The organism is Caballeronia sp. INML2 (assembly GCF_023631365.1).
In the GTDB taxonomy this organism is placed as follows: domain Bacteria; phylum Pseudomonadota; class Gammaproteobacteria; order Burkholderiales; family Burkholderiaceae; genus Caballeronia; species Caballeronia turbans.
Genome location: NZ_JALQDH010000082.1, coordinates 136,458 through 160,922, shown reverse-complemented (window position 1 = coordinate 160,922; position 24,465 = coordinate 136,458). Strand labels below are relative to the sequence as shown.

At 63.3% G+C, this 24,465-nt stretch carries 15 protein-coding genes and 1 pseudogene; 8 read left to right on the top strand and 8 right to left on the bottom strand.

Going from position 1 to position 24,465, the window contains the following annotated elements:
* The 3 genes and pseudogenes from NCT32_RS29025 to NCT32_RS29015 form a co-directional block, all read right to left on the bottom strand.
* Nucleotides 1-231: hemagglutinin repeat-containing protein (locus NCT32_RS29025; protein ID WP_250490820.1), on the bottom strand; the 231-nt coding region annotated here is incomplete at its 3' end.
* Nucleotides 232-237: 6 nt separating this feature from the next.
* Nucleotides 238-375: pseudogene (locus tag NCT32_RS29020) on the bottom strand (peptide transporter); the annotation flags it as partial.
* 116 nt (nucleotides 376-491) lie between these two features.
* Nucleotides 492-7,553: an S-layer family protein gene (locus NCT32_RS29015; protein WP_250490819.1), complete on the bottom strand. Its 7,062-nt coding sequence runs from the start codon at nucleotides 7,551-7,553 to the stop codon at nucleotides 492-494.
* Nucleotides 7,554-7,794: 241 nt separating this feature from the next.
* Between NCT32_RS29015 and NCT32_RS29010 the strand changes: the two genes are divergently transcribed.
* The 3 genes from NCT32_RS29010 (at nucleotide 7,795) to NCT32_RS29000 (ending at nucleotide 10,069) form a co-directional block, all read left to right on the top strand.
* Nucleotides 7,795-8,115, top strand: a complete 321-nt coding sequence (locus tag NCT32_RS29010) for a pyrimidine/purine nucleoside phosphorylase (RefSeq protein ID WP_061119551.1) — start codon at nucleotides 7,795-7,797, stop codon at nucleotides 8,113-8,115.
* A 75-nt stretch (nucleotides 8,116-8,190) separates the two neighbouring features.
* On the top strand, nucleotides 8,191-9,219 hold the full coding sequence (locus tag NCT32_RS29005; RefSeq protein WP_061119550.1) for a type IV toxin-antitoxin system AbiEi family antitoxin: 1,029 nt from the start codon (nucleotides 8,191-8,193) through the stop codon (nucleotides 9,217-9,219).
* Nucleotides 9,197-10,069, top strand: coding sequence for a nucleotidyl transferase AbiEii/AbiGii toxin family protein (locus tag NCT32_RS29000; protein WP_250478080.1), 873 nt, complete (start codon nucleotides 9,197-9,199; stop codon nucleotides 10,067-10,069). Before NCT32_RS29005 ends, NCT32_RS29000 begins: the two co-directional genes overlap by 23 nt.
* A 2-nt stretch (nucleotides 10,070-10,071) precedes the next feature.
* Here NCT32_RS29000 and NCT32_RS28995 read toward each other — a convergent pair whose 3' ends face one another.
* Nucleotides 10,072-11,088, bottom strand: a complete 1,017-nt coding sequence (locus tag NCT32_RS28995) for a 1-aminocyclopropane-1-carboxylate deaminase (protein WP_061119588.1) — start codon at nucleotides 11,086-11,088, stop codon at nucleotides 10,072-10,074.
* 144 nt (nucleotides 11,089-11,232) lie between these two features.
* On the opposite strand from NCT32_RS28995, the gene NCT32_RS28990 reads away from it, so the two are divergent.
* The 3 genes from NCT32_RS28990 (at nucleotide 11,233) to NCT32_RS28980 (ending at nucleotide 15,677) form a co-directional block, all read left to right on the top strand.
* Nucleotides 11,233-11,769: an Lrp/AsnC family transcriptional regulator gene (locus NCT32_RS28990; RefSeq protein ID WP_061119549.1), complete on the top strand. Its 537-nt coding sequence runs from the start codon at nucleotides 11,233-11,235 to the stop codon at nucleotides 11,767-11,769.
* Between the two features lie 74 nt (nucleotides 11,770-11,843).
* Nucleotides 11,844-14,219: a penicillin-binding protein 1A gene (locus NCT32_RS28985; RefSeq protein WP_061119548.1), complete on the top strand. Its 2,376-nt coding sequence runs from the start codon at nucleotides 11,844-11,846 to the stop codon at nucleotides 14,217-14,219.
* A gap of 282 nt (nucleotides 14,220-14,501) precedes the next feature.
* Nucleotides 14,502-15,677: a GDSL-type esterase/lipase family protein gene (locus tag NCT32_RS28980; protein ID WP_061119547.1), complete on the top strand. Its 1,176-nt coding sequence runs from the start codon at nucleotides 14,502-14,504 to the stop codon at nucleotides 15,675-15,677.
* An 83-nt stretch (nucleotides 15,678-15,760) separates the two neighbouring features.
* On the opposite strand, the gene NCT32_RS28975 is transcribed toward NCT32_RS28980, so the two are convergent.
* The gene (locus NCT32_RS28975) at nucleotides 15,761-16,978 is read right to left on the bottom strand and encodes a hypothetical protein (protein WP_061119546.1); all 1,218 of its coding nucleotides are present in this window, start codon (nucleotides 16,976-16,978) and stop codon (nucleotides 15,761-15,763) included.
* Between the two features lie 1,118 nt (nucleotides 16,979-18,096).
* Between NCT32_RS28975 and NCT32_RS28970 the strand changes: the two genes are divergently transcribed.
* Together NCT32_RS28970 and murJ are read left to right on the top strand one after the other, a co-directional pair.
* On the top strand, nucleotides 18,097-18,660 hold the full coding sequence (locus NCT32_RS28970; RefSeq protein WP_061119545.1) for a serine O-acetyltransferase: 564 nt from the start codon (nucleotides 18,097-18,099) through the stop codon (nucleotides 18,658-18,660).
* Between the two features lie 206 nt (nucleotides 18,661-18,866).
* Nucleotides 18,867-20,252, top strand: coding sequence for a murein biosynthesis integral membrane protein MurJ (murJ, locus tag NCT32_RS28965; protein ID WP_061119587.1), 1,386 nt, complete (start codon nucleotides 18,867-18,869; stop codon nucleotides 20,250-20,252).
* Between the two features lie 48 nt (nucleotides 20,253-20,300).
* Here murJ and NCT32_RS28960 read toward each other — a convergent pair whose 3' ends face one another.
* From NCT32_RS28960 to NCT32_RS28950, 3 genes are all read right to left on the bottom strand, one after another.
* Nucleotides 20,301-22,235, bottom strand: coding sequence for an acyltransferase family protein (locus tag NCT32_RS28960; protein WP_250490818.1), 1,935 nt, complete (start codon nucleotides 22,233-22,235; stop codon nucleotides 20,301-20,303).
* A gap of 123 nt (nucleotides 22,236-22,358) precedes the next feature.
* Nucleotides 22,359-23,372 carry a polysaccharide deacetylase family protein gene (locus tag NCT32_RS28955; protein ID WP_250478078.1) on the bottom strand — a complete coding sequence of 338 codons (1,014 nt, stop codon included), beginning with the start codon at nucleotides 23,370-23,372 and terminating at the stop codon, nucleotides 22,359-22,361.
* Nucleotides 23,373-23,377: 5 nt separating this feature from the next.
* On the bottom strand, nucleotides 23,378-24,460 hold the full coding sequence (locus NCT32_RS28950; RefSeq protein WP_250478077.1) for a hypothetical protein: 1,083 nt from the start codon (nucleotides 24,458-24,460) through the stop codon (nucleotides 23,378-23,380).
* Nucleotides 24,461-24,465 lie beyond the last annotated feature (5 nt).

Sequence of the window (24,465 nt, the reverse complement as noted above, 5' to 3'; positions counted from 1 at the left end):
CGACCAGCTCTGCGAATCATGCGTTTCGCTCACGCTGCCGATGTTGATGTCGCCCGTCGAAACAAGCGCGATGCCGCCCTTGTCCGCCGTCACGTTCGAGCCGAGCACGGACAGATTGCCGCCGCCGTTCTGACCGGCCGCCAGCGTTACGCCGTTGCCCGCGCTCACGGTCGATCCATTGACCGATTCGTCATAACTCGAACCGATGTGCTGAGCGTTCTTGCCGCCCATCGTGAGTTAGAGCTGCGCCGTCACCTGAAACCCGGCCGTCACACGCGAACTCGGAAATGCCGACGGCTTGTAGATGGGCGTGCCAGCGAACAGGTCGTAGCTGAAACCCGCGTATTTCGCTGGGATGCCGCCGCGAATGCCGATCGCGCCGAAGCGCTTCGACACTTGCACGTAGACTGGTACGGCGGCAGAGGCTGATCAACTTGGGAAAGCCTGGGTTGGAGATGGTGCGAAAATGACCACTGATGGGACTGGTTGGATTAGTTCGGATGGAACGCGCGGTTACCCGTGGACAACGAGCTGATCGCGGTCGATGTCGAAGTCGACAGCGAACTCATGCCCGTGGACAGCGAACTGATACCCGTGGACAGCGAGCTCACGCCCGTGGACAGCGAGCTCACTGCCGTCGAGGTCGACGTGGACAGCGAACTGACACCCGTGGACAGCGAGCTAATTGCCGTCGAGGTCGAGCTCGACAGCGAACTCACGCCCGTGGACAGCGAACTCACCGCCGTGGAGGTCGAGGTCGACAGCGAGCTGATGCCCGTAGACAGCGAGTCGAGGCCGGTCGAAGCCGAGCTCGACAGCGAGCTCAACTGACCGAAGTTCACCGCATCCGGATTCTCCGTACCGTCAGCCACGTTCGTGAGCTTCACCGGCGCATGGCCCGACCAGCTCTGCGAATCATGCGTTTCGCTCACGCTGCCGATGTTGATGTCGCCCGTCGAAACAAGCGCGATGCCGCCCTTGTCCGCCGTCACGTTCGAGCCGAGCACGGACAGATTGCCGCCGCCGTTCTGACCGGCCGCCAGCGTTACGCCGTTGCCCGCGCTCACGTTCGATCCATTGACCGATTCGTCATAACTCGAACTGATGTGCTGAGCGTTCTTGCCGCCCATCGATTGTTCGTGATGCGTGGCCGTGTCCTTCGATGCCGTCACCGTCAGATCGCCGCCCGCGATCATCGTCGCGTCGCCGCCCGCCTTGACGGCCGCGCCCGTGAACGTCGTGTCGTGCCCGGAAAGGGTCGTGACATTGCCGCCCGCAACGATCGCGCTGCCGAGTTGCTGACTGACTTCATCGTGACTGCCGTTCTGGCCGTCGAAGGAATGCACTTCGCGCGTGCTCGTGAGTTCCGTCGTGCCGACGTTCAGATCGCGTCCCGCCGCGATGCCCGCGTTGCCGCCCGCCTGTATCACCGCGGCATTCAGGTTCACGTCACGCCCCGCGATGACCGTCGCAGTGTTCGTCGCCGAAATCGTGCCGAGTGCATCCACGCCGGTTCCGGTCACGCGTCCAGCCACGCCGTTCGATACGAAATCGCTCGATACGCCATACGTGCGCGTCTCGTTGATGACATCGCGCCCGGCCTGCACGAGCACATCGCCGCCGCCGATGCGCCCGCTCGTGTTACGCACGTCCTGCACCGCGACCACCGCCGTCGTACCGCCGCTGCCGATCACGCCACCGTTGACGATGTTGTTGCCGATGATCGTCGTCGCCAGATTGCTCGTCACGTGGCCGCTGTTGGTCACGTCGCCGCTGGCGTTCAGGTTCACGGTGTTGCCCGTGACGAGCGCACCGCTATGCGTCAGATCGACCGCGTTTGCCTGCGCCAGATACACCGTAGGCACGAGCACCTTCTGATGCGAGCCGTCGGGCAAAGTTACGTCTTGCTCGACGAGCCACACCATGTCGGTCGTGAGTTGCGCCATTTGCGCCGGCGTCAGCGCGATGCCGATGGCGAGATCGAACTGCTTCGCATACGCCACGCCGTTGTTCATCAGCGCGGTGTACTCGTCCATCGCATCGTTAAAGCCCGAGAGGAACGTGTGGCCCGTCAACTGCGTGATCTGGTTGCGAATCAGCGTCTGTTCGTAGACGCCATCGCCCAGACGCTTGATGGTTTTCGCCGGATCGAGGTCCAGCGCGCTCAACATGTAGTCGCTGCTGATGAACTTCGTGTAGCTCGTCAGGCGCGGATCGGTCGCGATCAGATAGCTCGCGCCCGGCGCGGTGTTGTACGTGTAGAGGCCATTGACCGGCAGTTTCAGGTTCGGAATGCCGCCCGTCGCGCCACCGACCGTCTGCGGCGCGCTCGACTGGCCGCTCACGGCTTGCGCCTTACTGCCGCTGATGTTTTCCGCGCTGCCGCCTTGCCCCGTGATCATGCCGGTTTGCGTGCCGTCCGCGCTGCCGCCCGTCACGCCCGACCCGATCACCGTCTGTCCCTGACGGTCCACCGAGTTGATGCTGATGGTCGCCGCGTTCGTCTGCACGTTCTGATTCGACGACGCGATCGCGGGCAGCGCATCGACCGTTGTCGTGGTCTGCGCGATGCCGGTGTCGACCACTTGCGTATCGTTGCTGCCGCCCGTCTTCTGATGCCAGTAGAACGTCGACTTCGATTCGTCGGTGATGGTCTGTTGCAGCACGATGCCCGTGTCGGTCACCGAGCCGCCGTCCGCGCGGCGCACCAGATCGCCGCCCGCTGCCATCGTCGACGATGCGTTGGTGATGCTGCCACCGTCCGCGTTGATGCGGATCGCGCCTTGCGCCTGAATCGTCGCGGCGTTGCCCGCGTTGAGCAGTTGGTCCGTCGTCGTCGTGGTTTGTACGGTGCGGTTCAGTTCGACATAGTCGTGATTGTCTGGTCCGAGGTCGTAACGCAACGTCACTTGATCGGGACGAATGTTCGTCTTCGGATCGAAGTCCGGCCAGAAGGTGATCGAGACCGTACCGTCGCCGTTATCGGTCAGTGAGTTGTAGTACTGCGTCGCGTTGTTGGTGATCGTGCGCGTCTTGTACGGCGATGGCTGCGGCTGGGGATCGTTCGGGTCGACCGGTTGAAGCGGGATCTCGAATGTGTCGCGGTATGTATCCGTGAGTGGCTGCGCGAGCGAGAACGTCTGCGCCGTCGTGTCAAGATTGGTCACCTGATCCTTAGGCACGGTCACCGTGATGGGCTGAGCCAGTTTGCCGATCGTCTCAGTCCCAATTGCGCCGGCGCCCCATCTCCACTCGCGGTGATCTTGGCTGTAGTAAAGGCTCAGATCGGAGCCGCCCAGACCCGCCGTCCACAGCGTGAGCGTCGTCGAGCCCGCGTCCTGCGGCGTGCCTGCCTCCGTCTGCACGCCCGTGCGAATGTTCTGCACTGTGCGCGCCGCGATGTCTACATCGCCGTCCGCTTCGATGTTTGCTGCGCTGTTGATGAGCGCGCCGGTCTGATTCGCCAGCATGCCGGACGCATCGCGCGCGCCGTCCTTGCCGATTTCCAGATTGCCGGCGCTGTAGATCAGCGCGCCGTCTTCATTCGTGACGGAGTTCGCCGCGTAGATATGAACGCTGTTCCCGCCCGCGATGGCCGCCGCCGCGCCGCTATTCTTCACGTCGGTGGCGTTGACCGTGACGTCGTTACCGATGACGGTCGCCGTGTTGTCGAGCGTCGCGCTGTGGGTCGTGACCGTATCGCCTTCGATGCGCCCGGCGTTCGTGATCGTTCCCGCCGCGTTGACGGTGGTATTGGACGAGTTGATGTCCGCGCCCGCCGCATTCACCACGGCCTGAGCACTTGCGGTGAGCGCGCCCGCTGCTTCGAGCGTGCCTGTGTTGGTGAGCGTGCCCGTGGCGCTCAGCGTCATGTCGCCATCGGCGTGCAGGTTGTTCGCGGCGTCGTTGGTGTAGTCGCCGGCGACAGCGAGCCCGAGATTGCGGCCTGCGATCATCGCGCCATCGCCCGATACGATGCCGCTCACGCTCACATCGCGATTCGCGCGGATCGAGCCGTTCGCGTTCGAAAGCGAAGCGACGTTCGCCGACACGTCGCGCCCGCCGAGGATCGAGCCGCCGTCGTTGATGACCGTCGTCGTCGCTTGTCCGACGTTCAACGCCGTGCCGCCGAAGAGTGTGCCGCCGGTGTTGTCGATGCGTTGCGCGATATTGAGATTCGCTGCACCGCCCGCGACGAGGTTCGCGCCCGCTTCGTTTTCCAGCGTCTGCGCGTTGACCGTCACGTCGCCGTTACCGCCGAGCGTGCCGCCAGTGTTCTTCACGTCCGACGCGTTGACCGTCATCGCGCCGTCGCCCGCATTGGTCAGCTTGCCGCCGGTGTTATCGACGTTGGCGGCGTTCACGCTCGCCGTGCCGTGCGCGCCGTTGGCGCTGATCGTGCCTTGCGCGTTGACGAGTGCGCCGCCTGCATCGACGGACAGATCGCCCGCCGTCTGCACGGAACCGCCCGTGTTGTCGATGTCGCCTTGCGTGCCGACGCTCAACGCGTTGCCGCCATAGATCGAGCCGCCGCGATTCGCGATTCCCGACGCCGCATTGACTTGCGCGGACTGCATCGCCAGTAACGTGCCGTTCGTGTTGTCGAGGCTCGCGCTGGTCGCGGTGAGCGCGCCGTTGGTCTGCGCACTGCCGTGAACGTTCGAGAGCGCACCGTTCGCGTTCAGGGCGAGCGTGCCGCTGCCCGCGTGCTGAATGTTGCCGCCGTCGTTGACGATGCCTTGCGCATCGACGTTCAGGTTCGTCGCGTTGCTCGCAATCGTTCCGCCGCCGTTGTCCAGCGTGCCGCCTGCGTGAATCGACTGATCGGACGTACCGTATTGCGTGAGCTTGCCGCTTCGATTGATCAGATCGCCCGCGCTCGACACGGATAACGAATCACCTTCGATGTCGCCGTTGGTGTTATCGATTGCCGTAGCCGAGACGGTCGTCGCCGCTCCCGAAAGCGTACCGCCCGCGTTGTTGAGCGTGCCGCTCGTCGTCACGTTCAACGCACCGCCCGCGACCACGCTGCCCGCATGGTTGTCGATGCTCTGCGCGTTGAGCGTCGCATCGGTGGCCGCGTTCAGTTGCCCTTGATTCGACAACGACGCGGCGCTCAGATCGAGCGCGCCATTCGCGCCGATCATGCCGCCCGCGCCGTTCACAAGCGCGCCGGTCGTCGTCACGTTCGTGCCGTCGGCGTTCAACGAAACGATGCGTCCCGCGGTATTGTCGAGCGATGCACTGCCGATATCGGCGCGCCGTGCCGCCTGAATCGTGCCCTGTCGGTTGTTCAGCGCGAGCTCGGCCTGAAGCGCCAGCGCGCCATTGGTGACGATTTGCCCGTTCGCGTTCGAGAGCGCGCCTTTCGAATTCACGGCGAGCGCGCCCGCGCCCGAGTGCAGCAGCGCGCCGCCATCGTTCGCGATGCTTTGCGCGCCGACGCTCAGGTTGTTCGCATTCGATGCAATCGTGCCGCCCGTGTTGTCGAGCGCGCCACCTGCCGTGATGCTTTGATCGCTCGCGCCGTACTGCTTGATCTTGCCGCCACGATTGATCAGCGCGCCCGGCGTCGAAACGGCGAGCGTGTCGCCGTCGATCGTGCCGTTCGTGTTGTCGATCGACGCGCCGGAAACCGTCGCCGTGCCGCCCGACAGCGTGCCGCCCGCGTTGTTCAGCGCGCCGGGTGTCGTCGCCTTGAGCGCGCCACCGGCCGTCATGCTGCCCGCGTGGTTATCGATGCTTCGCGCGTTCACGGTCGCATCGCCCGAGGCCGTGAGCTTGCCCTGATTCGTCAGCGTTCCCGCCGACGCCTCAAGCGCGCCGTTCGCACCGATCGTGCCGCCCGCGCCGTTCACGAGCGCGCCCGTGGTCGTGACCTGCAAGCCGTCGCCATTGAGCGACAGCACGTTGCCTGCCGTGTTGTCGAGCGAACTCGCATGAACCGTCTCGCGGCCGGCGGCCTGCATCGTGCCGCCGCGATTGTTCAGCGCGCCGCTCGCGCTTGCATCGAGCGTCGATTGCGACACGAGCTGACCATTCGCGTTGGAGAGATTGCCAGCCGTGACTTGCATCGCCGCGCCGCTCGACAGCTTGCCGCCGTCGTTGGTGAGCGTGCCCGCGGCGTTGGCGACGAGTGCGCCGCCCGCGGTCGAACTCGCGCCCGCCAGGTTCATGTCGCCGTTCGTCGCGGCCAGCGCGAGCGTGCCATTGGCTGACGTGTTGCTGCCCGCGAGATTGAGCGATGCGCCCTGAATCGTCGTGTTGCCGCCGCCCTCGTTGCGCCCGGTCGCCGAAACGGCGCCGCTCGATGCCACGTTCAAGTCGCCTGAATTGGCGATCGTCCCGTCGCTATTGACGCCAGCGCCGAGCGTGCCGGTCGAAGCGACGCTGCCCGCATTGATCGTCGTGTTGTTCTGCGCAGCCAGCACGCCGCTGTTGGTCAGCGCGCCCGAAGTCGATGCGACGACATTCTGCTGCGCGTAAGTCGTGCCGCTGTTGTCGATGCCCTGCGTGGCGCTCGCACTGATCGAACCGCTCGCGTTCGTCGCACCGGCAAGCACGAGCTGCCCGTTGGATTGAAGCGTCAAGTCGCCAGCCTGTGCCGCCACGACACCGCGATTGCTTACACCGACACCAAACTCATTCGAGACCAGATAGATCCGGTTGGCATACATTCCGCCCAATGCGCTCACATCGATCGCGATGGACGGCGCAGGACCGTTGCCCGCAATAGGCGTCGCAGCAAGCGTGTTGTGATCGATCTGATTCGAACCGGCGATCGCATTCAGATTATTGGCATAGATCGCCGCGTTCACCTGTATCGCACGCGCGAGCAAATCGACCTGATCGACGTTCGTGGCGTTCAGCCCCGCGCCCTGCACGGTGATATTGCCGCCATTGACGTTAAAGCCCGTCAGACTGCCATTCGCCCCGATGTTCGGCGTGCCCGTCGTGAGAATCGCGCGAGAGGTGTTGATGAAGCCGCCGCCATCGACCACGATGCCGTTCGGATTCGCGATCACCACTTCGGCCTTCTGCCCGGCGACTTCGAGATAGCCTCGCAATTGCGAAGGCGAATTGCTCAACACCTGATTGACGATGATGCCCGCCGACTGCCCCGGCGCGAGATTCGGATTGCCGTTGATGTAACCCGCCTGCTGCGTCTGAACGATGGTCGGCGAATTGTTCAAGACCGCGCCCTTGCCCGGCACGTCGAATTGCGAGTAATTATTTAGCGATACGCCGGCACCGGACGGTTTGGCGATGTTGACTTGCTGGAGGCCGTTTTGCGTTTGAATCACCTGCGCACCGGACCCGGGCGCCGCGACGATCTGCGCATACGACACGGACGCGGCGGTGCCCAGCATCAGCATCGCGGCAAACGCCACGGCGCGCATGGAAACGACCAAACCGATATTTCGAAGCGGAGCGACCGACGCACCTTGCGTCCCGCTGCTGCCCCTTGCGCCTTGCCCCGTGGCGAAATCCGCGACCGCCACCATCATCTGCCGCACGCGGCTAAAGACCAGCTTATAAAACCTGTTATTCATTACTTGGATTTTTTTCTTCTTTTCTGGGTGCAGGATGCCGACAGCGGCCCCGCAAAAGGCCCCGAATTCTTCTCGTACCTGACGTCTCGTAATATGGGAGCAGTCTGAATTCAATGCCGCCGCAACAGCGCAATAGCGACGATCTTTCGCAGACTTGATCTGCGTCGCGCGGTGGAAACCGCGTCGCCCTTTTTTGTATGATTGCAGGCCATCCATTTCCGACAGTCCAGGGACCATCGCCATGACCGCCGCAACGCAATTCGATCAGGTTTCCGTCATCAAGCGCGCCAACGTCTACTTCGACGGCAAGTGCGTGTCGCATACCGTTCTCTTCGCCGACGGCACGAAAAAGACGCTCGGCGTGATCCTGCCCGGCACGCTCAACTTCGGCACCGACGCGCCCGAGCTCATGGAAGTGCAAGCCGGCCAATGCCGCATCCGCCTGGATGGCAGCGACGAGTGGAAAACGTACGGCGCAGGCGATTCGTTCCCGGTGCCGGGCAAGAGCCGCTTCCATATCGACGTGATCGAAACGCTCGACTACGTTTGCAGCTACCTCTAAGCGAATCGGTTGTCCAATTTTCAGCGGTGTCCACGTTTCGTGTACACTTCGAATAATTGGACAACGAGCCGCATCATGCCGCCGCCCGCCGACAGCCACGCCGAGCAACTCGTCGAAGCCGCCGCAGCCGCCTTCAGCGACGCCACCGGCCTCGCCGCGCGCCGCGTCAAGCCGCCCGCGCGCGGCGAATACGACGCCGCCATCGAATTCCGCATCGGCGGCGCGCGTGTCAGGCGTCCCGTCATCGTGCGGGAAAACATCGACCGGTTCAGCGCGCTGTCCGCGTTCAGCGCATCGGTCATGCGCGACAGCGGCGCGAATCCCACGCTCGTCACCCTGTATCTCTCGCCGGACATGATCCGTGCGTGCCGCGAAACCGGCGTCGATGCACTCGATCTCGCTGGCAACGCGACCCTCATTGAAGGCAATAGCGTCGTGATCGTTTCGGGCCGTCCGCGCACGGCGCGAGGCAAGGCGCATCGTTCCAGAACCTGGACCAAATCGACACTGCGCGTCACGCTGGCGCTGCTCACCACGCCTTCGCTGCTGGAGCGCGGTTATCGCGACATCGCGCAAAACGCGGGCGTCAGTCACGGCACGGTGCAGAACGCCGTGCGCGCGCTCATCGATCATCGCGACGTGTTCGAACGGCCCGATGGCCGCGGCCTGCAATTCGCCGACAAGCAACGGCTCATCGATGAATGGGTCACGCTCTATCCGCGGCAATTGCGTGAATCGCTCGTCATCGGCCGTTATCGCGCGGAGTCGAACGACTGGTGGCGCGACGCGCCCGATCTGCCGGGTCGATGCCAATTCGGCGGCGAGCCCGCAGCGGCCATACTCACGGAATACCTGAAGCCGGCGACGGTCACCGCCTATTGCGCCGAAACCGTGCCGCGCGAGTGGATCATGCAGGCGCGATTGCGGCCCGATCCCGCCGGAAATGTCGAGTTCCTGCGCGCGCCCATCGCGCTCGCGCCCATCGACGGATTGCCGGCGAACGTCGTCGCGCCGCTGATCGTCTACGCCGATCTCGTCGCGAGCGGCGACCCGCGCAATCTCGAAACCGCCAGGATGCTGCGTGAACGCTACCTCGCCGCTTGAACTGCTGCCGCATCGCCCGCTCACCGGCGTCATGTCGGCGATGCTGCGTGAGGTCGTCGCCGCATCGGTCGCGACCCGCATCGCTTGGTTCGTCGGCGGCGCAAGCGCGCGCGACATCCTGCTCACGCACGTCCACGACATGGAGGCGACACGCGCGACCGCCGACATCGACATCGGCATTTCGATTCGAAGCTGGACCGGCCACGACACGTTGCGGCAAGCGCTGCTCGCCTCGGGCAATTTCACGGCGCCGAAGGGTTCGGCGCATCGGCTGAACTACCGCGCGCCGCAGACCAGCGAGCGCACGTGGCTCGACATCGTGCCGTTCGGCGGCGTGCAGGACGAGCACGGCGAAATCGCGTGGCCGCCGGACGGGTCGGTGCGGATGAACGTCGCCGGTTTCAGGCAGGCGCTCGATGCGGCGATTGCCGTGCGCATCGACCGTGATCTCGTCGTGCCGGTTGCATCGCTGCCCGCGCAGGCGATGCTGAAGATCGTCGCATGGCAGGACCGGCACGCGGCGGATCGCAAGGACGCGATCGACCTGCTCTTTCTGATGGCGCGCTACGCGCAAGCCGGCAACCTCGACCGGCTCTATTCCGATGCCTTCGATCTCGTCGAGCGCCACGGCCACGATCCGGATATCGCGGGCGCGGCGCTGCTCGGGCGCGACACGGCGGCCATCGCAAACGACGGCGAGCTGCGCGCGCAGATTCGCGCGATCCTGCACGCCGACGATCCCGCGCCGCCGATCCTCACGCACATGCTCGGCTCACGCATGCCGGTCTTCGAAGCCGATACGTCGGAACGGACCGCCGCGCTGTTCTACGCGTTCCGCGACGCGTTCTAGAGCTAGCCGTTGCGGAACAGATAACTGTACGCGTTGAGCGCGGGCACGCCGCCGAGATGCGCGTACAGCACCTTCGAGCCTTCGGGGAATTCGCCGTTGCGCACCATCTGGATCATGCCGTCCATCGACTTGCCTTCGTAGACGGGATCGGTCAGCACGCCTTCGAGCCGCGCGCACAGACGGATCGCCTCCAGCGTGCCTTCGTTCGGCAAGCCGTATTCGGGGCCGCCGAAGCGCGTGTCGAGGATCACATCCTCGCGCGTGATGTCCTGGCCGAGCCCGACGAGTTCCGCCGTGTGCTTCGCGATGCGCAGGATCTGGTCGTGCGTCTGCTGCGGTTTCGCCGATGCATCGATGCCGATCACGCGCCGCGCCCGGCCGTCCGCCGCGAAGCCGACGACCATGCCGGCCTGCGTGCTGCCCGTCACCGAGCACACGACGATGTAATCGAAACTGAAGCCGAGTTCCGCTTCCTGCGCGCGCACTTCTTCCGCGAAACCGACGAAGCCGAGCCCGCCCAGCGGATGCTCCGAGCAACCCGCCGGGACCGGAAACGGCTTGCCGCCCGCCGCGCGCACGCTGTCCATCGCGTCCTGCCAGCTTTTGCGGATGCCGATATCGAAGCCATCGGCGACGAGCCGCACGTCCGCGCCCATCATCCGCGACATCTGGATATTGCCGACGCGGTCATAGACGGCATCGGAGTAATTGACCCAGTTCTCCTGCACGAGCACGCATTTCATGCCGAGGTGCGCCGCGACCGCCGCGACCTGGCGCGTCTGGTTCGACTGCACGCCGCCGATGGACACGAGCGTGTCGCAGCCTTCGGCGAGCGCCTCAGGAATCAGATATTCGAGCTTGCGCGTCTTGTTGCCGCCGAACGCGAGGCCGCTGTTGCAGTCCTCGCGCTTGGCATACAACTCGACCTTGCCGCCGAGATGCGCGGAGAGGCGCTTGAGCGGCTGGATCGGCGTCGGTCCGAAAGTCAGCGGATAACGGGGAAAACGTTGCAGGTTCATGATCGGCATCCTCGTGGGGGTGGAACACCATCGTAGAGATTGTCGGAATGGGTCGGGTTGCGAAAAAAATGCTTTCGACCTAACGTTCTCGAAGGACTTGATGCCTATGCAAACTTTTATTTCGCCTGACTCAGACATAGAGCAATGAAAAAAACCACGACCGCTTCGAACCCGCTTCCGGCGGGCGTCCAGACCGATCGCGTCGATCGCGCGATTCTGCGTCAGTTGCAGCGCGATGCGTCGATCTCGAACGTCGCGCTCGCGGAGAAGGTCAATCTCAGCCCGCCCGCGTGCCTGCGGCGAGTCGAGCGCCTGCGCGAAGCGGGACTGATCCGCGCGACCGTCGCGCTGCTCGATCCGAAAGCGCTCGACGCCGGCATGCTCGTGCTGATCGGCGTGATCCTCGACCGCTCGACGCCGGATTCCTTCGCCGATTTCGAAAAGGCCGCGCAGAAAGTGCCCGGCTGCATGGAGTGCCATGTCGTGACGGGCGAGTTCGATTTCTTCATGCTGATCCGCACGCGCGACAGCGAGAGCTTCAACCGGCTCCACGCGGAGAAGCTGCTTTATCTTCCCGGCGTGCGCCAGATCCGCACGTTCGTCGTGCTGCGCGAGATCCTCTCGACGACGGCGTTTCCGATCGGCGAGTCGGCCGGCGCGCGCACGCCGCCACCTCGATGACAAATTTGCGAAAGACCTGCTGAAAAATTACGCTACGATTCAGGGTTTTCCATGTCCGGGCATCCCGTTTCGTTGTGACCGCGTCTGATTTCAAAGCCTTGGCCAAGGCGACTCTGGCTCGCCTCGCGTCGCGGCTGCGTCCGCATCTGCGGCCCCGCACGCTGCTCCTGCTGCCCGCGCTCTTCCTGCTCTACGTGCTGGTGCTGATTCCGTTCACACCCGGCATCCGAGATATCCGCCGTGCAAAGGTGGACCAGCCCGCGCAGATCTATTCCGCCGATGGCAAGCTGCTCGCCGAGTTCAAGCCGACGCATCGCGAATGGGTGAGCCTCAAGCAAATCTCGCCGCAAGTGATCGACGCGCTCATATCGACGGAAGACCGGCGTTTCTATCAGCATCACGGGATCGATTTCAGGCGCACCGCCGGCGCGGCGCTGCATACGTTCTCGGGCGACCGTCAGGGCGGCTCGACACTCACCCAGCAACTCGCGCGCAATCTGTATCCCGAGGAAATCGGCCGCTCGCAGACGCTCACGCGCAAGCTGAAGGAAGCGATCACCGCGTTCAAGATCGAAGCGCTCTATTCGAAGGACGAGATCCTCGAAACCTATCTGAACACGGTGCCGTTCCTCTACAACGCCTACGGTATCGAAATGGCCGCGCGCACCTATTTCGATAAATCCGCGGGCCAGCTCGACGTGCTCGAGAGCGCGACGCTCATCGGCATGTTGAAGGGCAACAGTTATTACAACCCGGTGATCAATCCCGAGCGCGCGCTCGACCGGCGCAACATCGTGCTCGGGCAGATGGTCAAGTTCGGCCACCTGCAAGCCGCGAAGCTCGATGCGCTCAGGAAGCGCCCGTTGCGCATCGACTTCGAGCGGCAGACGGAAGAGCCGGGCCGCGCGCCGCACTTCGCGCAGCAGTTGCGCAAGTGGCTGATCGGCTGGGCCGACGACAACGACTACAACATCTACTCCGATGGTCTCGTCGTGCGCACGACCATCGACTCGCGTCTGCAGGCAATGGCGACGAACGCGCTCGCGCTACAGGGCAATCAGTTGCAGTCGATCGCGAATGCGGCGTGGGGCGCCGGGCGAGGACAAGGCGGCTGCGCGAACACGAACGCGGATCTCGGGCACGCGTTCATCCGCGAGACGGATCAGTATCGCGCGCTGCGCACGAGCGGCGCGAACGACGCCGATGCCATCAAAAAGCTCGGCGCCGACCGCGCATTCATGCAGGCGTTGTGCGAGAACAAGACGCGCGTGCAGGCCGCGTTTCTGGCGCTCGATCCGCGCAACGGCCAGATCAAGGCGTGGGTCGGCAGCCGCGATTTCACGCAGGATCCGTTCGACCACGTCGCGCAGGCGCGCCGCCAGCCCGGCTCGACGTTCAAGCCCTTCGTCTACGGCGCGGCCTTCGAGCGGGGCGCGAAACCGGCGGACACGTTCATCGATCAGGCCGTCGAAATTCCGGTGCGCGGCGCCGAAACCTGGCGTCCGACCGACGACTCGCCGCCCTCGGGCCGCCCCGTGAGCCTGCGCGACGGGATCGCCTATTCGAAGAACCGCATCACCGCGCAACTGATGGAACAGGTCGGGCCCGGACGCGTCGCACGGCTCGCACGGGACATGGGCGTGCGCGACAGTCATCTCGACGTGGTGCCGTCGCTCGCACTGGGCACGAGCCCGGTCACACTCAAGGAAATGGTGTCGGCGTACGGCACCATCGCCAATGACGGTAGTTATATAGAGCCGCTGCTCGTTACGCGCATCGAGAACAAGGACGGCGACGTCCTCGCGCAGTTCGAAAGCGCGCCCGAGCGCGCGCTGTCCGTCGATGCGACCCGCAAGCTCGTCGACGTGATGCGCGACGTGATCAACCGCGGCACGGGCACGGCGATCCGCACGCGCTTCGGCATCCGCGCGGACGTCGCGGGCAAGACCGGTACCACGCAGGACAACGCGGACGGCTGGTTCATCCTCATGCATCCGCAACTCGTGGCGGGTGCGTGGGTCGGCTTCAACGACAGCCGCGTCACGCTGCGCAGCGATTACTGGGGACAGGGCGCGCACAGCGCGCTGCCGATCGTCGGCGACTTCGTGCAGCGCTCGCTGCGTTCGCATCTGATCGACGCACGCGCGCGCTTCGACACGCAGGAAACGCCGGGCATGTGGCAGACGGTGTCCACGCGCGTGAGGACCTGGTTCGACGAGACGTTCTCGAAAGCGCCGAAGCCGGGCAAGCCGAAAACCGCGCAGACGGCGGCCCAGCCTCCGGTGCGCACGAAGCGCGCGGCTTCGGAGCCGGTGGCCGAAGTGACGGAAGAGCCGCCGCAAGCGCCGGTGTTCACGACCATGCCGCCGATTCTGCCGTCGCCGGGCGAAAGCACGAGCGATGCGGCGGCGGCGTCATCGCCCGAAGCCGCCTCCGGCGCGCAGCAATAGCGCATTACGGCCTTTTGTGACGATATGCGCGCCCGCGCACAGCGCACGGGCGCGAATGATGCTCCGATGCTCGATGCGTCAAGGCGAAGCAATCAGCTGAAGATTTCGCCGCGCGAAACGGCGCGCTGTGGCCACACGCGCCAGCCAACAGGAACGCGAACCTGACGTTCCGAACTCCCCACTCCAAGGACGTCGCCGTGTCGCGCGAAACGTCCACTTCATGTCTGGCTGGTTTCGGAGAACAAGTTGATCAAGCAATTCAGTCGCAACAGGCGAGCCCTCGTGGCCACCGCGCTCGCCCTGCCGCTTTCGTCGTCCTGTTTCGCCCAGAGCATCAGCGCCACCTTGCCGTGGACCGGCACATGGAGCGCCGCGCCGATGGTCACCGGAGACGGCGGCTTCAATAATCAGACGATCCGGCAGATCGTGCGCACGAGCATCGGCGGGACGGCCGCCGGCGTGCAATTTTCGAATCTTTACGGCAGCGATCCGCTCGTGATCGGCGACGTGCACGTCGCGCTACGCGCGAGCGGCCAGCGCACCGTGCCCGGCACCGACAAGGCCGTCACCTTCGAAGGGCAGCCGTTCGTCACGATCCCGCCGGGCGGCGCCGTCATGAGCGATCCGATCGCGTTTCAGGTGCCGGCGCTTACGGATATCGTCGTCAGCGCCTATCTGCCGCAGCGGACGCCGAGCGAAACGACCGGGCACGCCGAGGGCCTGCAGGACGTGTACATCGCACCCGGCGACGTCAGCGCCGACCCGGACTTCACGGGCGGCGTGCTCAACGCACTCGGCGCGCAGTCCTATTACTTCCTCACCGACGTCGTCGTGCAGAACGCCAGTGCGACGGGCGCCGTGGTTGCCTTCGGCGCGTCGATCACCGACGGCATCGCGTCGCAGCCGAACACCAACGGACGCTGGCCGAACTTGCTGGCCGCGCGTCTGCAGCAAGCCGGCATGACGGTCGGCGTGCTGAACCAGGGCATCTCCGGCAACGACTTCTTCACGAACGATTCCGGCGAGGCGGGTCTTTCACGCTTCCAGCGCGACGTGCTGAACCAATACAACGTGAAGTGGGTCATCATTTCCGACGACGCGGTCAACAACCTGATCGGTGGCGCGCCGCCGACAGCCGCCAGTCTGACCGGCGCGTTCAGCCAGCTGACGCAAAGCGCGCACGCAGCGGGCGTCCGCGTGATCTGCTCGACGCTCACGCCGTTCGAGGGTGTTTCGTCGTGGACGCCGGACATCGAGGCGACGCGCGCAGCGGTGAACGCGTTCGTCGCCACCGCCGACAGCGGATGCGACGCCGTGCTCGATCAGGCGGCCGCGCTCGGCGATCCTTCGAATCCTCCCGTCATGCTCCACGCATACGACAGCGGCGATCATCTGCATCCGAATCAGGCGGGACTGCAGGCGATTTCCAATTCGGTGAATCTCGGCTGGTTCAAGTAGCGGCGTCATGTCACGCCGCAAAAACGCAAAAAACGCCATGCGGAGATGAGCTTTTCCGCATGGCGTTTTTCCTTCGTCGCCGATTACGACTTGACGATCGTCGGGTTCGTGACGTTGATGCGCGGACCCGAGTTGTCCCACTGCTCGACGATCAGCGGGTACTTCCACTTCGGATTCGAGCTGCTGATCTGGCCGTTCACGATGTAGCCGTCGAGCGACAGACCCTGAACCGCGAACGAACCGCCCGGGCTCGTCGTGTCGACGTGGTTGTTGATCGCGATGGTGACCGTCTTGCTGATCGGACCCGGCAGCGAGCCGAACCACACGTTGATGCCGCCGCCCTTGCAGTTCGCCGTCGTCGGGCTGTTGATCGTGATGCTCTTGAACACGGCCGAGTTGTCGTTCGGTTCGAAATCGAGACCGCACGCCGGCGCCGTGCCGGTGATGTTCTGCCACACCGGGCTGTTGAACGTGATCGTGTCGCCCGAGATGATCGACACGCCCTGACGACGGCAGCCGTCCGCCTTGTGGTTGTCGACGGTCAGGTTGTACGTCGGCGTGTTCTTCTTGGTCTGGCTATCGTTGATGTAGATGCCGTCGCCCCACGTGTTGATCGTCGTCGGCGAGATGAGATGCACGTTCTGGCCGCCGATGATCGAGAAGCCCATGCCGTGCTCGCCGCCCGAAGCCGAGTTCAGCTCTTTGCTGCCGTCGAGATACGCGTTTTCGACGATGACGTTGCTCACGTCTTCGATGAGCATCATCTGGTAAATGTCGGCGTTGTGCGGCAGCAGCTTGATCGAAGCGCCCGACGCAAAGCGGATGTGGCTGTTCGTGCGCAGCTTGAGGCCGGTCGTGTCGATGCGGACCTGGCCGGAGATCAGCAGGATCTGGCCGACGGAGCCGTCGATGGCAGCCTGGAGCGCGGCGCGGTCGTTGGTCGAGCCATCGGCCTTCACGCCGAACGACGACGCGTTGATGGTGCCGGCGGTGTTATCGGCTGCGGCGGACGTCGAGCTGGCAGGCGTTGCCGCGCTGGCGGGGGCCGCCGCGCTGGCAGTCGTCGTGGACGAAGCCGAGCTCGCGGGCGTCGCCGTGGAGGCGCCACCGTTGTTTCTCCTTCTCCAGCGATCCGCGACGGAATCAGGCGTCGCGCCATCGCCGCCGCCGCCGCATGCGGCGAGCACGAACGCACCGCTGCCCGCGATGAGCGAGGTCAGCAGCTTGCGACGGGTTGCAATACGGGCGCCGACGACGGTGTTGTCTGCTTGGGTGTCTGCCTGAGTGTTGTTAGGAAGCATTAGTCTTTCCAATTGGTCGTGCGTTATCGACGGACGATCCCGTTCCTGCGACATCGGCCGCACGCAACGTTTCTTAATGGGCAATGAGATGACCAACGCAAAAAAGCAGGCGCAAACGATTGCGCCGCTCAGCGCTCGACAGCCGCACACGGCGACTCCGAAAGGCATCTCGGCGAAAAACAGGGCGACTTCGGGATAAGGAACCAGATATGCCGGAAGACCTATTCACCCCATGCCCGATCGTCCGTGAACGGACCGCCGGAGCACTGAAGTCTGACGGAAGTAATTACCGTCTTTTATTAATACTACCGATTGTTACGAGGCGTTTCTACCCGCGACTTGTTACAGAATGTACGCTTGTAACTTTTTATTTTCTTTTTTGAGCGCTTTATCGTTACGCATTTTCTCTTTCATTCACCGATGAGTGAATTAATCCAGGTCGTTTTGATTGTTAATACCGTAGATGAATGACACCACTTCAAACCACCTTATATAAGATGATTGACATTCATATGAACATTTGCGACTTAGAACGTGAACCTTCACTCGCCGGGTCGGTAAAACGCGCTCGCGGAAAGCCCCGCAAGGCTTGGCGAAGCGCCTTTCGTATGCCGAAACGACATCGATTCGCCAGATTAATCACCGTTAATGACCGATTATTCGGCCGATAATTGTAATTCCACACGCCAGAATGACCGCTTTCTATCGGATTACATGCAAAAATTACAACATGAAAGGTGGCTTCTTGCTGTTTTCAACTGATCAATACGATTTTGTAAATGCGACGCCGGAAATTTTTTTAAATACGAAACTAAAAGACCCTACCGTGAATACCCTTATCGGGTTAATACGCACGACGGTCTAAACGGCCAGATCGACCGCCGCCACTGGTCGGCGGCTGAATATCTAATAATCTGATTAAACAAATCAGGTATTCAGCAGACAAATTAATCGAAATCGGCAGACCTTGCCGCACGAACCGTCCATGTGTTCCATTTCGCACCGAATGCACCAGCACTAATCACTAGTCTCAACGTTGGCGCCGCTCGCCGTGCTTCTCTCCGAAGCGGCGGGGGAAGTCCTGAAAGCGTCCATGCCAACGAAAAAGACACGCTGCAATGAAAACCTTCGATCTGATCAAGAGCGACCTCTATCGCTACAGCGGCGAGTACAGCCTCATGCTCCTCCTCGAGCAACTGGTGTTGAACGAAGGGTTCAACTACATGTTCTGGCTGCGCCTCGCGAGCGCGGCGTCGTCGCGGCCGGTGCGGCTCGTGCTCAACCACATCGTCCGCCTGAAGCAGCGCAGGTTCGGATTCGTGATCAGCCCCCGCACGAAGATCGGGCCGGGCTTCTATATCAGTCACGTCGGTTCGCTCGTGGTGAATCCGACCGCGGTCATCGGCGCCAACTGCAATATTTCCCAAGGCGTGACGATCGGATCGAACCACGGCAAGGCGGCGACGATCGGCAATAACGTGTATATCGGGCCGAACGTCTGCATCGTCGAAGACGTGACCATCGGCGACAACGTGACGATCGGCGCGGGCAGCGTCGTGACGAAAGACATTCCATCGAACGTGACCGTGGCCGGCTGCCCGGCGCGAATCCTGACGAACGATGCATCGCCCGATCGCGCGGCGCGCTACATCGTGCGTCCCTGGAGCGTGCAATCGTCGTAAGAAAAGACGCGCTTCGCTTCTTCCGGACGGCAAGCGCGCCGTCATCGGCGTTGCCGGGTGCCTTGGCGAACAGTCGCGGCGCCCGTTCTCGTGCATGCTCGTCACTCTCACGCGAAAGCCGGCGGCTTTCGCGTATCTCATCGCATGGCGATTTCAACCTGACGTCGAGCCACGCGACGAAAGGCTCCAACGCAGGAGGAGTACACGTGCTGAGCACAGCTGTGCAATCGGTAAGACGACGTCTCGGCGGCGTGCATCAGGATCACAAGCGGATCGCGAGAAGCGCGGTCGTTCTGCTGATATTCGTGATCGCCGGGAAATGTATCGGCGCGTCGAAGGAAATGGCGATCGCGTATCGCTACGGGATCAGCGGAACCGTCGACGCGTATCAGTTCGCGCTCACGCTCGTCACCTGGCTGCCCTCGATGCTCACGAACGTGCTGGCGGTGCTGCTCGTTCCCGCGCTCGTGTCGCTCAAGGAAGACAAGTCCCAGCGCGACGGCTTTCTCGGCGAGCTGGAAGGCATCGGGCTCGTCCTCGGCCTCGCGTCCTCGCTCCTGCTCTGGCTCTTCTGGCCTTATCTCGCGGATGTGATCGCGGGCAGTCTCGCGGAATCCACGCGCGACATGTGCCGCGACATGATCATCAGCATGACGCCGGTCGGCGTGCTGACCTTCACGATCTGCATCTCGTCGTCGCGCCTGCAGGCTTCGGGCAAGCACATCAATACGTTGCTGGAATGCGTGCCGGCCATCGGCCTGCTCGTCTTCGTGCTTGCCGCGCGCAACAACACGTCGATCATGCCGCTCGTTCTCGGCACGTCGCTCGGCTTCGTGGTTCAGGCTGCGTGGCTGCGGGTGCTGGCCAGACGCGCCGATTCGATGGCCGTACTGCCGCGCGTCTCGGCGCGCGCGACACAGTGGCCGTCGACGATCCGCTCGATGGGCATGCTCATGATCGGTTCGGTCGTCGCGAGCCTCTGGCTTCCCATCGACCAGTATTTCATGGCGCAGCAAGGCGACGGCGCCATCGCGACGCTCGGCTACGCGAACCGCCTGCTCTCGCTCGTGCTCAGCATGGGCGCGCTCGCCATCACCCGCGCAACCTTGCCGATTCTCGCGGAGATTCTTCATCGCGGCGATCATGCGCGCGCGCGCAGCACCGCGCTGAAGTGGTCGGGCATCATGACGATGCTCGGTCTCGTCGGCGGACTCTTCGCGTATGCGCTCGCACCGTACGTGGTCAAGCTGCTGTTCCAGAAAGGCGCCTTCACGGCCGAGGACACGATCGCAGTGACCACGCTCTTTCGCTACGGGCTGCTGCAAGTGCCGTTCTACTTCGGCATGTGCGTGCTCGTGCAGTTGTTCGCGAGTGAAACGCGTTATCGGGCGATCTCCGTCATTTCGCTGATCGGCTTCGGGACCAAGATCATCGGCAACGTCATTCTCGTGCGTCTCTATGGCGCTCAGGGCGTGCTGCTCGCAACCGGCATCGGCGCGATGGCGGTGCTTGCGAGCTACATCTTCTGGACGCGCTTCGCGCCGCCCTTCACCGGTAATGGTCCGCAAACCGAAGCCGGCACGTCCGAATGAAATACGGCCTCCCGAAGGAGGCCGTTCTGTCGTCGATTTCGCGCGCGCTCACGTCTGTTCGAACACATGCCGGAACATCGGCACGAGGAAGCGGTTGCCGTATTCGCTCATGTGGTGGAAGTCGGAATAGAGCGGCCGGCCGTCGTGCGAGCCCATGCATTTGCCGTCCGGGCACAGATACGGGCGCGGGTCGAGCAGATGGATGCCGCACTCGTCGTGGGCCTGGCGCATCGCCTGCAGCAAACCGCCGTTGCGCTGGACGTAATCCGAGAGCGTGATCGACAGATCGGGCGCGTGCGGGTCTTTCATCTTCTCGCGCGCGAGCACCAGCGGCACGTTGAAGTCGAACTCCGGAATCGGCTCGACCAGATAGACGGGCCGGATCTTCGAAATGCGGCAGACCGTCGACAGCAAATGCTCGCGATACGACTCGGTCGAAAACGGCGTGGGCGTCTGCGCAGGCCGCTCCGGATCGACGAACGAATAATCATCCGGGGACGGTCCCGACCAGTACTGCGACCAGTGATTGGCGATGATGACGGGCGTCTTCGCGGTCTGATCGCGGCTCAGGATATCGATGTACTTGCGGTCCTGCTCGAAGCAGTCGCCGTCGCCGCGACGGATGCCGTAGATCGTCGGACAGCCTTCGATCGTGATGAGCAGCACATCGTCCGGCTTGCCGTTCGGCACGGCATCGACGACTGCTTCGGCGATCGCCTCCGCGTGGCTGTCGCCGAGGACGACCGCGCGGCTATCCTTCTGCTTGCTCGCGACGTCGCACGGATCGATCATCATGTGACACTTCGTGCGGTGCGGATTCGTGTCGTAGGTCTCGCTGTCGGCGATGAACACGGAGCGGTCGAAGCGATTCGGCACGCCCTGGTTCGCATAGATGCTGCCGCCGCCGATTGCGAGCAGCAGCGTGAACACGAGAATCGGGCGCAGCGTGATGAACTTCGGAAACGCGCGCGCCTCGCCATGCGACGGCTTTCTCGTCTTCGACTCGACGAGCGCGTACGACAGATACCCCATCGCGAAACCGTCGGCGATGGCGCCCACGCGCCACGGCAGCGAGCCTTCTTTGTCGAAGTACGTGAGCGCGACGACGAACGGCCAGTGCCAGAGATACACCGAGTACGAAATCTTGCCGATGAACTGCGCGAGCGGATTGCACGTGAAGATCGAATGCTTGCGCGCCGCGAGGATCACGAGCGCCGTGCCCAGAACCGGCACGAGCGCGAGATAGCCGGGCCACGCATTGTTTTCGTTGAAGGTGAGCGTGCCGTACACGATCATCGCCAGGCCGGCGATTTCGAGCGTCCGGCGCAGGGGTCTGCGCGGCGTTACCGGGAACAGGTACACGAGACCGCCCGCGAGCATTTCCCATGCGCGCGTCGGCAGCAGGAAGAACGCAGCCGTCGGCCATTTGGTGGGATCGGAGAGATAGACGCACACCGCAAGCGACGCGAGCGCGGTACCGATCATCGCGATCACCGTCCCGCGATGCCCGAACAGCTTGCGCACGAGGAGGATGCCGAGCGGATACAGAAGATAGAACTGCCACTCGACGGAAAGCGACCACGTGTGCAGCAGCCACTTCAGGTGCGAGCGGACATCGAAATAACCCGCCTCGCGCCAGTAGACGATATTGGAGAAGAACCCGAGGCTCGAAGCCGCCGCCTTGCCGAACGCGCGGAATTCGGAGGGCAGGAAAACGAGCCAGCCGAGCACGAAAAGCGCGAAGCAGAGAAACGCGAGCGCCGGAACGATGCGCCGCGCCCGATCGCCATAGAACTCGAGCACCGAGAACCTGCCCTTCGCGATGCGCCTGAAGATGATGCTCGTCATCAGGTAGCCGGAGATCACGAAGAACACGTCGACGCCGAGAAAGCCGCCCTTGAAGCCGGGCACATCGAAGTGGAACAGGACGACCGCGAGGACCGCGAACGCGCGCAAGCCGTTTATGTCGTTACGAAAATTCATCGCACTTCCCCCTTTGTTCTTATCCCCGGCGCGCGCCGGCGCGATGCAATGGCCATCGCCCGTGCATCGCACCCGCGGTGCGGGTCGTTTTCTAGTGTCTTGTTGTTGCTTCTTCGAACTTGGTCAAACGAACAGGCCGAATTCCATCTCCGCAAGCCGGCTCTCTTCGGATTGCGTCGCGCGCGCGACTTCCGCCATGGTCGCGGGCTGCATGCCGTAGGTGTCTCTCAGATGCGCCTGATGCTTGAGCACCGCTTCGAGCACCGCGAGGTTTTCGGCGAGATTCGCGCCGAAGTTATGCGGATGCCACCACAAATGAAACGAGCGTCCCGTGCGCGCCGCCGAAGTCATCGACTGCTTGATCCGATGGATGCGCAGCCATTCCAGCGCAGCCTTGTTGCGCGCATAGGGACGCAGGAAGCGGCTGGAGCGCACATCGACGAGCCCACCACCCGAAGGGCGCGGATCGAAGGCGTGATCGCCCGAGAGATTGACATAGGCATCGGCGAGACGCGCGGCGCGGCGCAGCGCGGCTTCATCGGCGCGCGATGTTTCGCGATACATCCAGTTGCGTTCGGTGCCCCGGTACGCGATCAGTCCCGCTTCCGCGCACACCGAAAGGTACGCGTTGTTCACCTGATTGCGCGGAAACACGATGCTCGCGGGCGGATCGGCGAGACGCCGGATCGACGCGACGGACGCTTGCATGTCGGCGGCGAATTGCGCCTTGTCCTGTCCCGCTTCGAGGCAGTAGTAGTGACAGAAGGTATGGCTTGCGAGCTCGCTGCCTTCGGTATCGACGATCTGTCGCGCGAGCGACAGGCCGTAATGGTAGGGATCGCTTTTCTCGTCCGTGCCGATCGAATCGATATAGCCGTTCGCGTACGGACTGAGTTTCGTATCGTTATAGGTCGGGCGGATGTCGGGCAGATTCGCGAGCAGGTCCTTCTTGTTATCGAAGAGCAGCATGCCGACCGTCGCCCATGTCGCCTTCACGCGGTACTTCGTGAACATCGCGAGCATGGCCGGAATCGCCTCGCGCACGCCGAGGATGTTCTTTCCGTACGTAGCGATCGAGCGATGGTCGCGCACGCCCCACATCAATTCGAAATCGAGCGAAATCAGGAAGTAGGACATCGTCGTCAGGGCATCAGGAAGTAGTGATAGACGCCTTCGAAATAACTCTTCGTTGCGTCGGCGGCGACGGCCACGAACACGCCGAAGGTGATGACGAGAACGGCCGCGTTCTTGAACTTGATTTCCGGCGCGAGGAACGGCAGCAGCAGCGGCACGCAATACCAGACGCGGCCCTTGGCGAACGGGAACACGAAGAACGCGACGACGAGATACACGAACAGGCCGAAATGCATGATCGACAGGCGCGTGTAGGCGATTTCCCGCTTTGTTTCCGGCGAGCGCCACGACGAGTACAGCACCATGACGGAGGCCATCGTGTAGAAGAACAGCAGCGCCAGCAGCTTGATCGTGAAGTTTTCCTGATAGCCGGTGTATTCGTCGATACGGCGTCCGCCGTAGTTCGCGAACAGGAACTTCGCCGCCGACGCCAGCACGATCGCCACCGCGCTGACCACGATGAGCGAGCGCTTTTTCTCGCCGCCGAAACCCGCCGCGAGCAGCAGCGCAGTGGGCACCGCGAAGGTCGTGTGCACGAAGCTCGCGAGGCCCATGCCGAGCGTGGGGCGGTTGAAGCGGCAGGTGAACAGCATGGCAATTGCGAGCCCGAAGCCCTGCCGGATCTGGAACAGGCCGACGGTCGCGAGCGCATACGGAATGACGAGCCACAGAAGCAGGCCCACGAGCGGCCGCCGCGTCTGCAGCAGCGAGTACATCACGATCAGGTTGAGCAGCACGACCGTCGTGCGAATGCCGCCTTCGGGCGTCACGCCGAACGCGTTGAGCAATATGACCCACGAGCGCCAGCCGAGCTCCTCGGTGATCAGGCTGATGAGAAAGCCCATGTCCGACTGGCGGTTCTGATAGAACTGCACGAGCCAGTGCCAGTCCGTCGACCGGAAGTACTGGATGTACGCTTCCTGGTCGAAGATCAGCCCGACGCTGCGCTCGCGGAACGCGACGATCGAAATCGCGGCGGTCGCCAGCACCAGGAACGCCCATCCGGAGGGCGTCAAGAAGTACGCGAATCCGCGCACCCGCTTCGCGGGTGCGCGCTGCTGCGCCGTGTTGTCCATTGTCGTTGCTTGCATCGTTC

What these genes read in the sequence shown, in the direction of transcription:
- NCT32_RS29005 (WP_061119550.1), top strand. Translation starts at nt 8,191, where the DNA reads ATGCCGCCGCCCGCCGACAGCCACGCCGAGCAACTCGTCGAAGCCGCC.
- NCT32_RS28990 (WP_061119549.1), top strand. Translation starts at nt 11,233, where the DNA reads ATGAAAAAAACCACGACCGCTTCGAACCCGCTTCCGGCGGGCGTCCAG.
- NCT32_RS28975 (WP_061119546.1), bottom strand. Translation starts at nt 16,978, where the DNA reads ATGCTTCCTAACAACACTCAGGCAGACACCCAAGCAGACAACACCGTC.
- NCT32_RS28955 (WP_250478078.1), bottom strand. Translation starts at nt 23,372, where the DNA reads ATGTCCTACTTCCTGATTTCGCTCGATTTCGAATTGATGTGGGGCGTG.
- NCT32_RS28950 (WP_250478077.1), bottom strand. Translation starts at nt 24,460, where the DNA reads ATGCAAGCAACGACAATGGACAACACGGCGCAGCAGCGCGCACCCGCG.
- NCT32_RS29010 (WP_061119551.1), top strand. Translation starts at nt 7,795, where the DNA reads ATGACCGCCGCAACGCAATTCGATCAGGTTTCCGTCATCAAGCGCGCC.
- NCT32_RS28960 (WP_250490818.1), bottom strand. Translation starts at nt 22,235, where the DNA reads ATGAATTTTCGTAACGACATAAACGGCTTGCGCGCGTTCGCGGTCCTC.
- NCT32_RS28995 (WP_061119588.1), bottom strand. Translation starts at nt 11,088, where the DNA reads ATGAACCTGCAACGTTTTCCCCGTTATCCGCTGACTTTCGGACCGACG.
- NCT32_RS29015 (WP_250490819.1), bottom strand. Translation starts at nt 7,553, where the DNA reads ATGAATAACAGGTTTTATAAGCTGGTCTTTAGCCGCGTGCGGCAGATG.
- NCT32_RS28970 (WP_061119545.1), top strand. Translation starts at nt 18,097, where the DNA reads ATGAAAACCTTCGATCTGATCAAGAGCGACCTCTATCGCTACAGCGGC.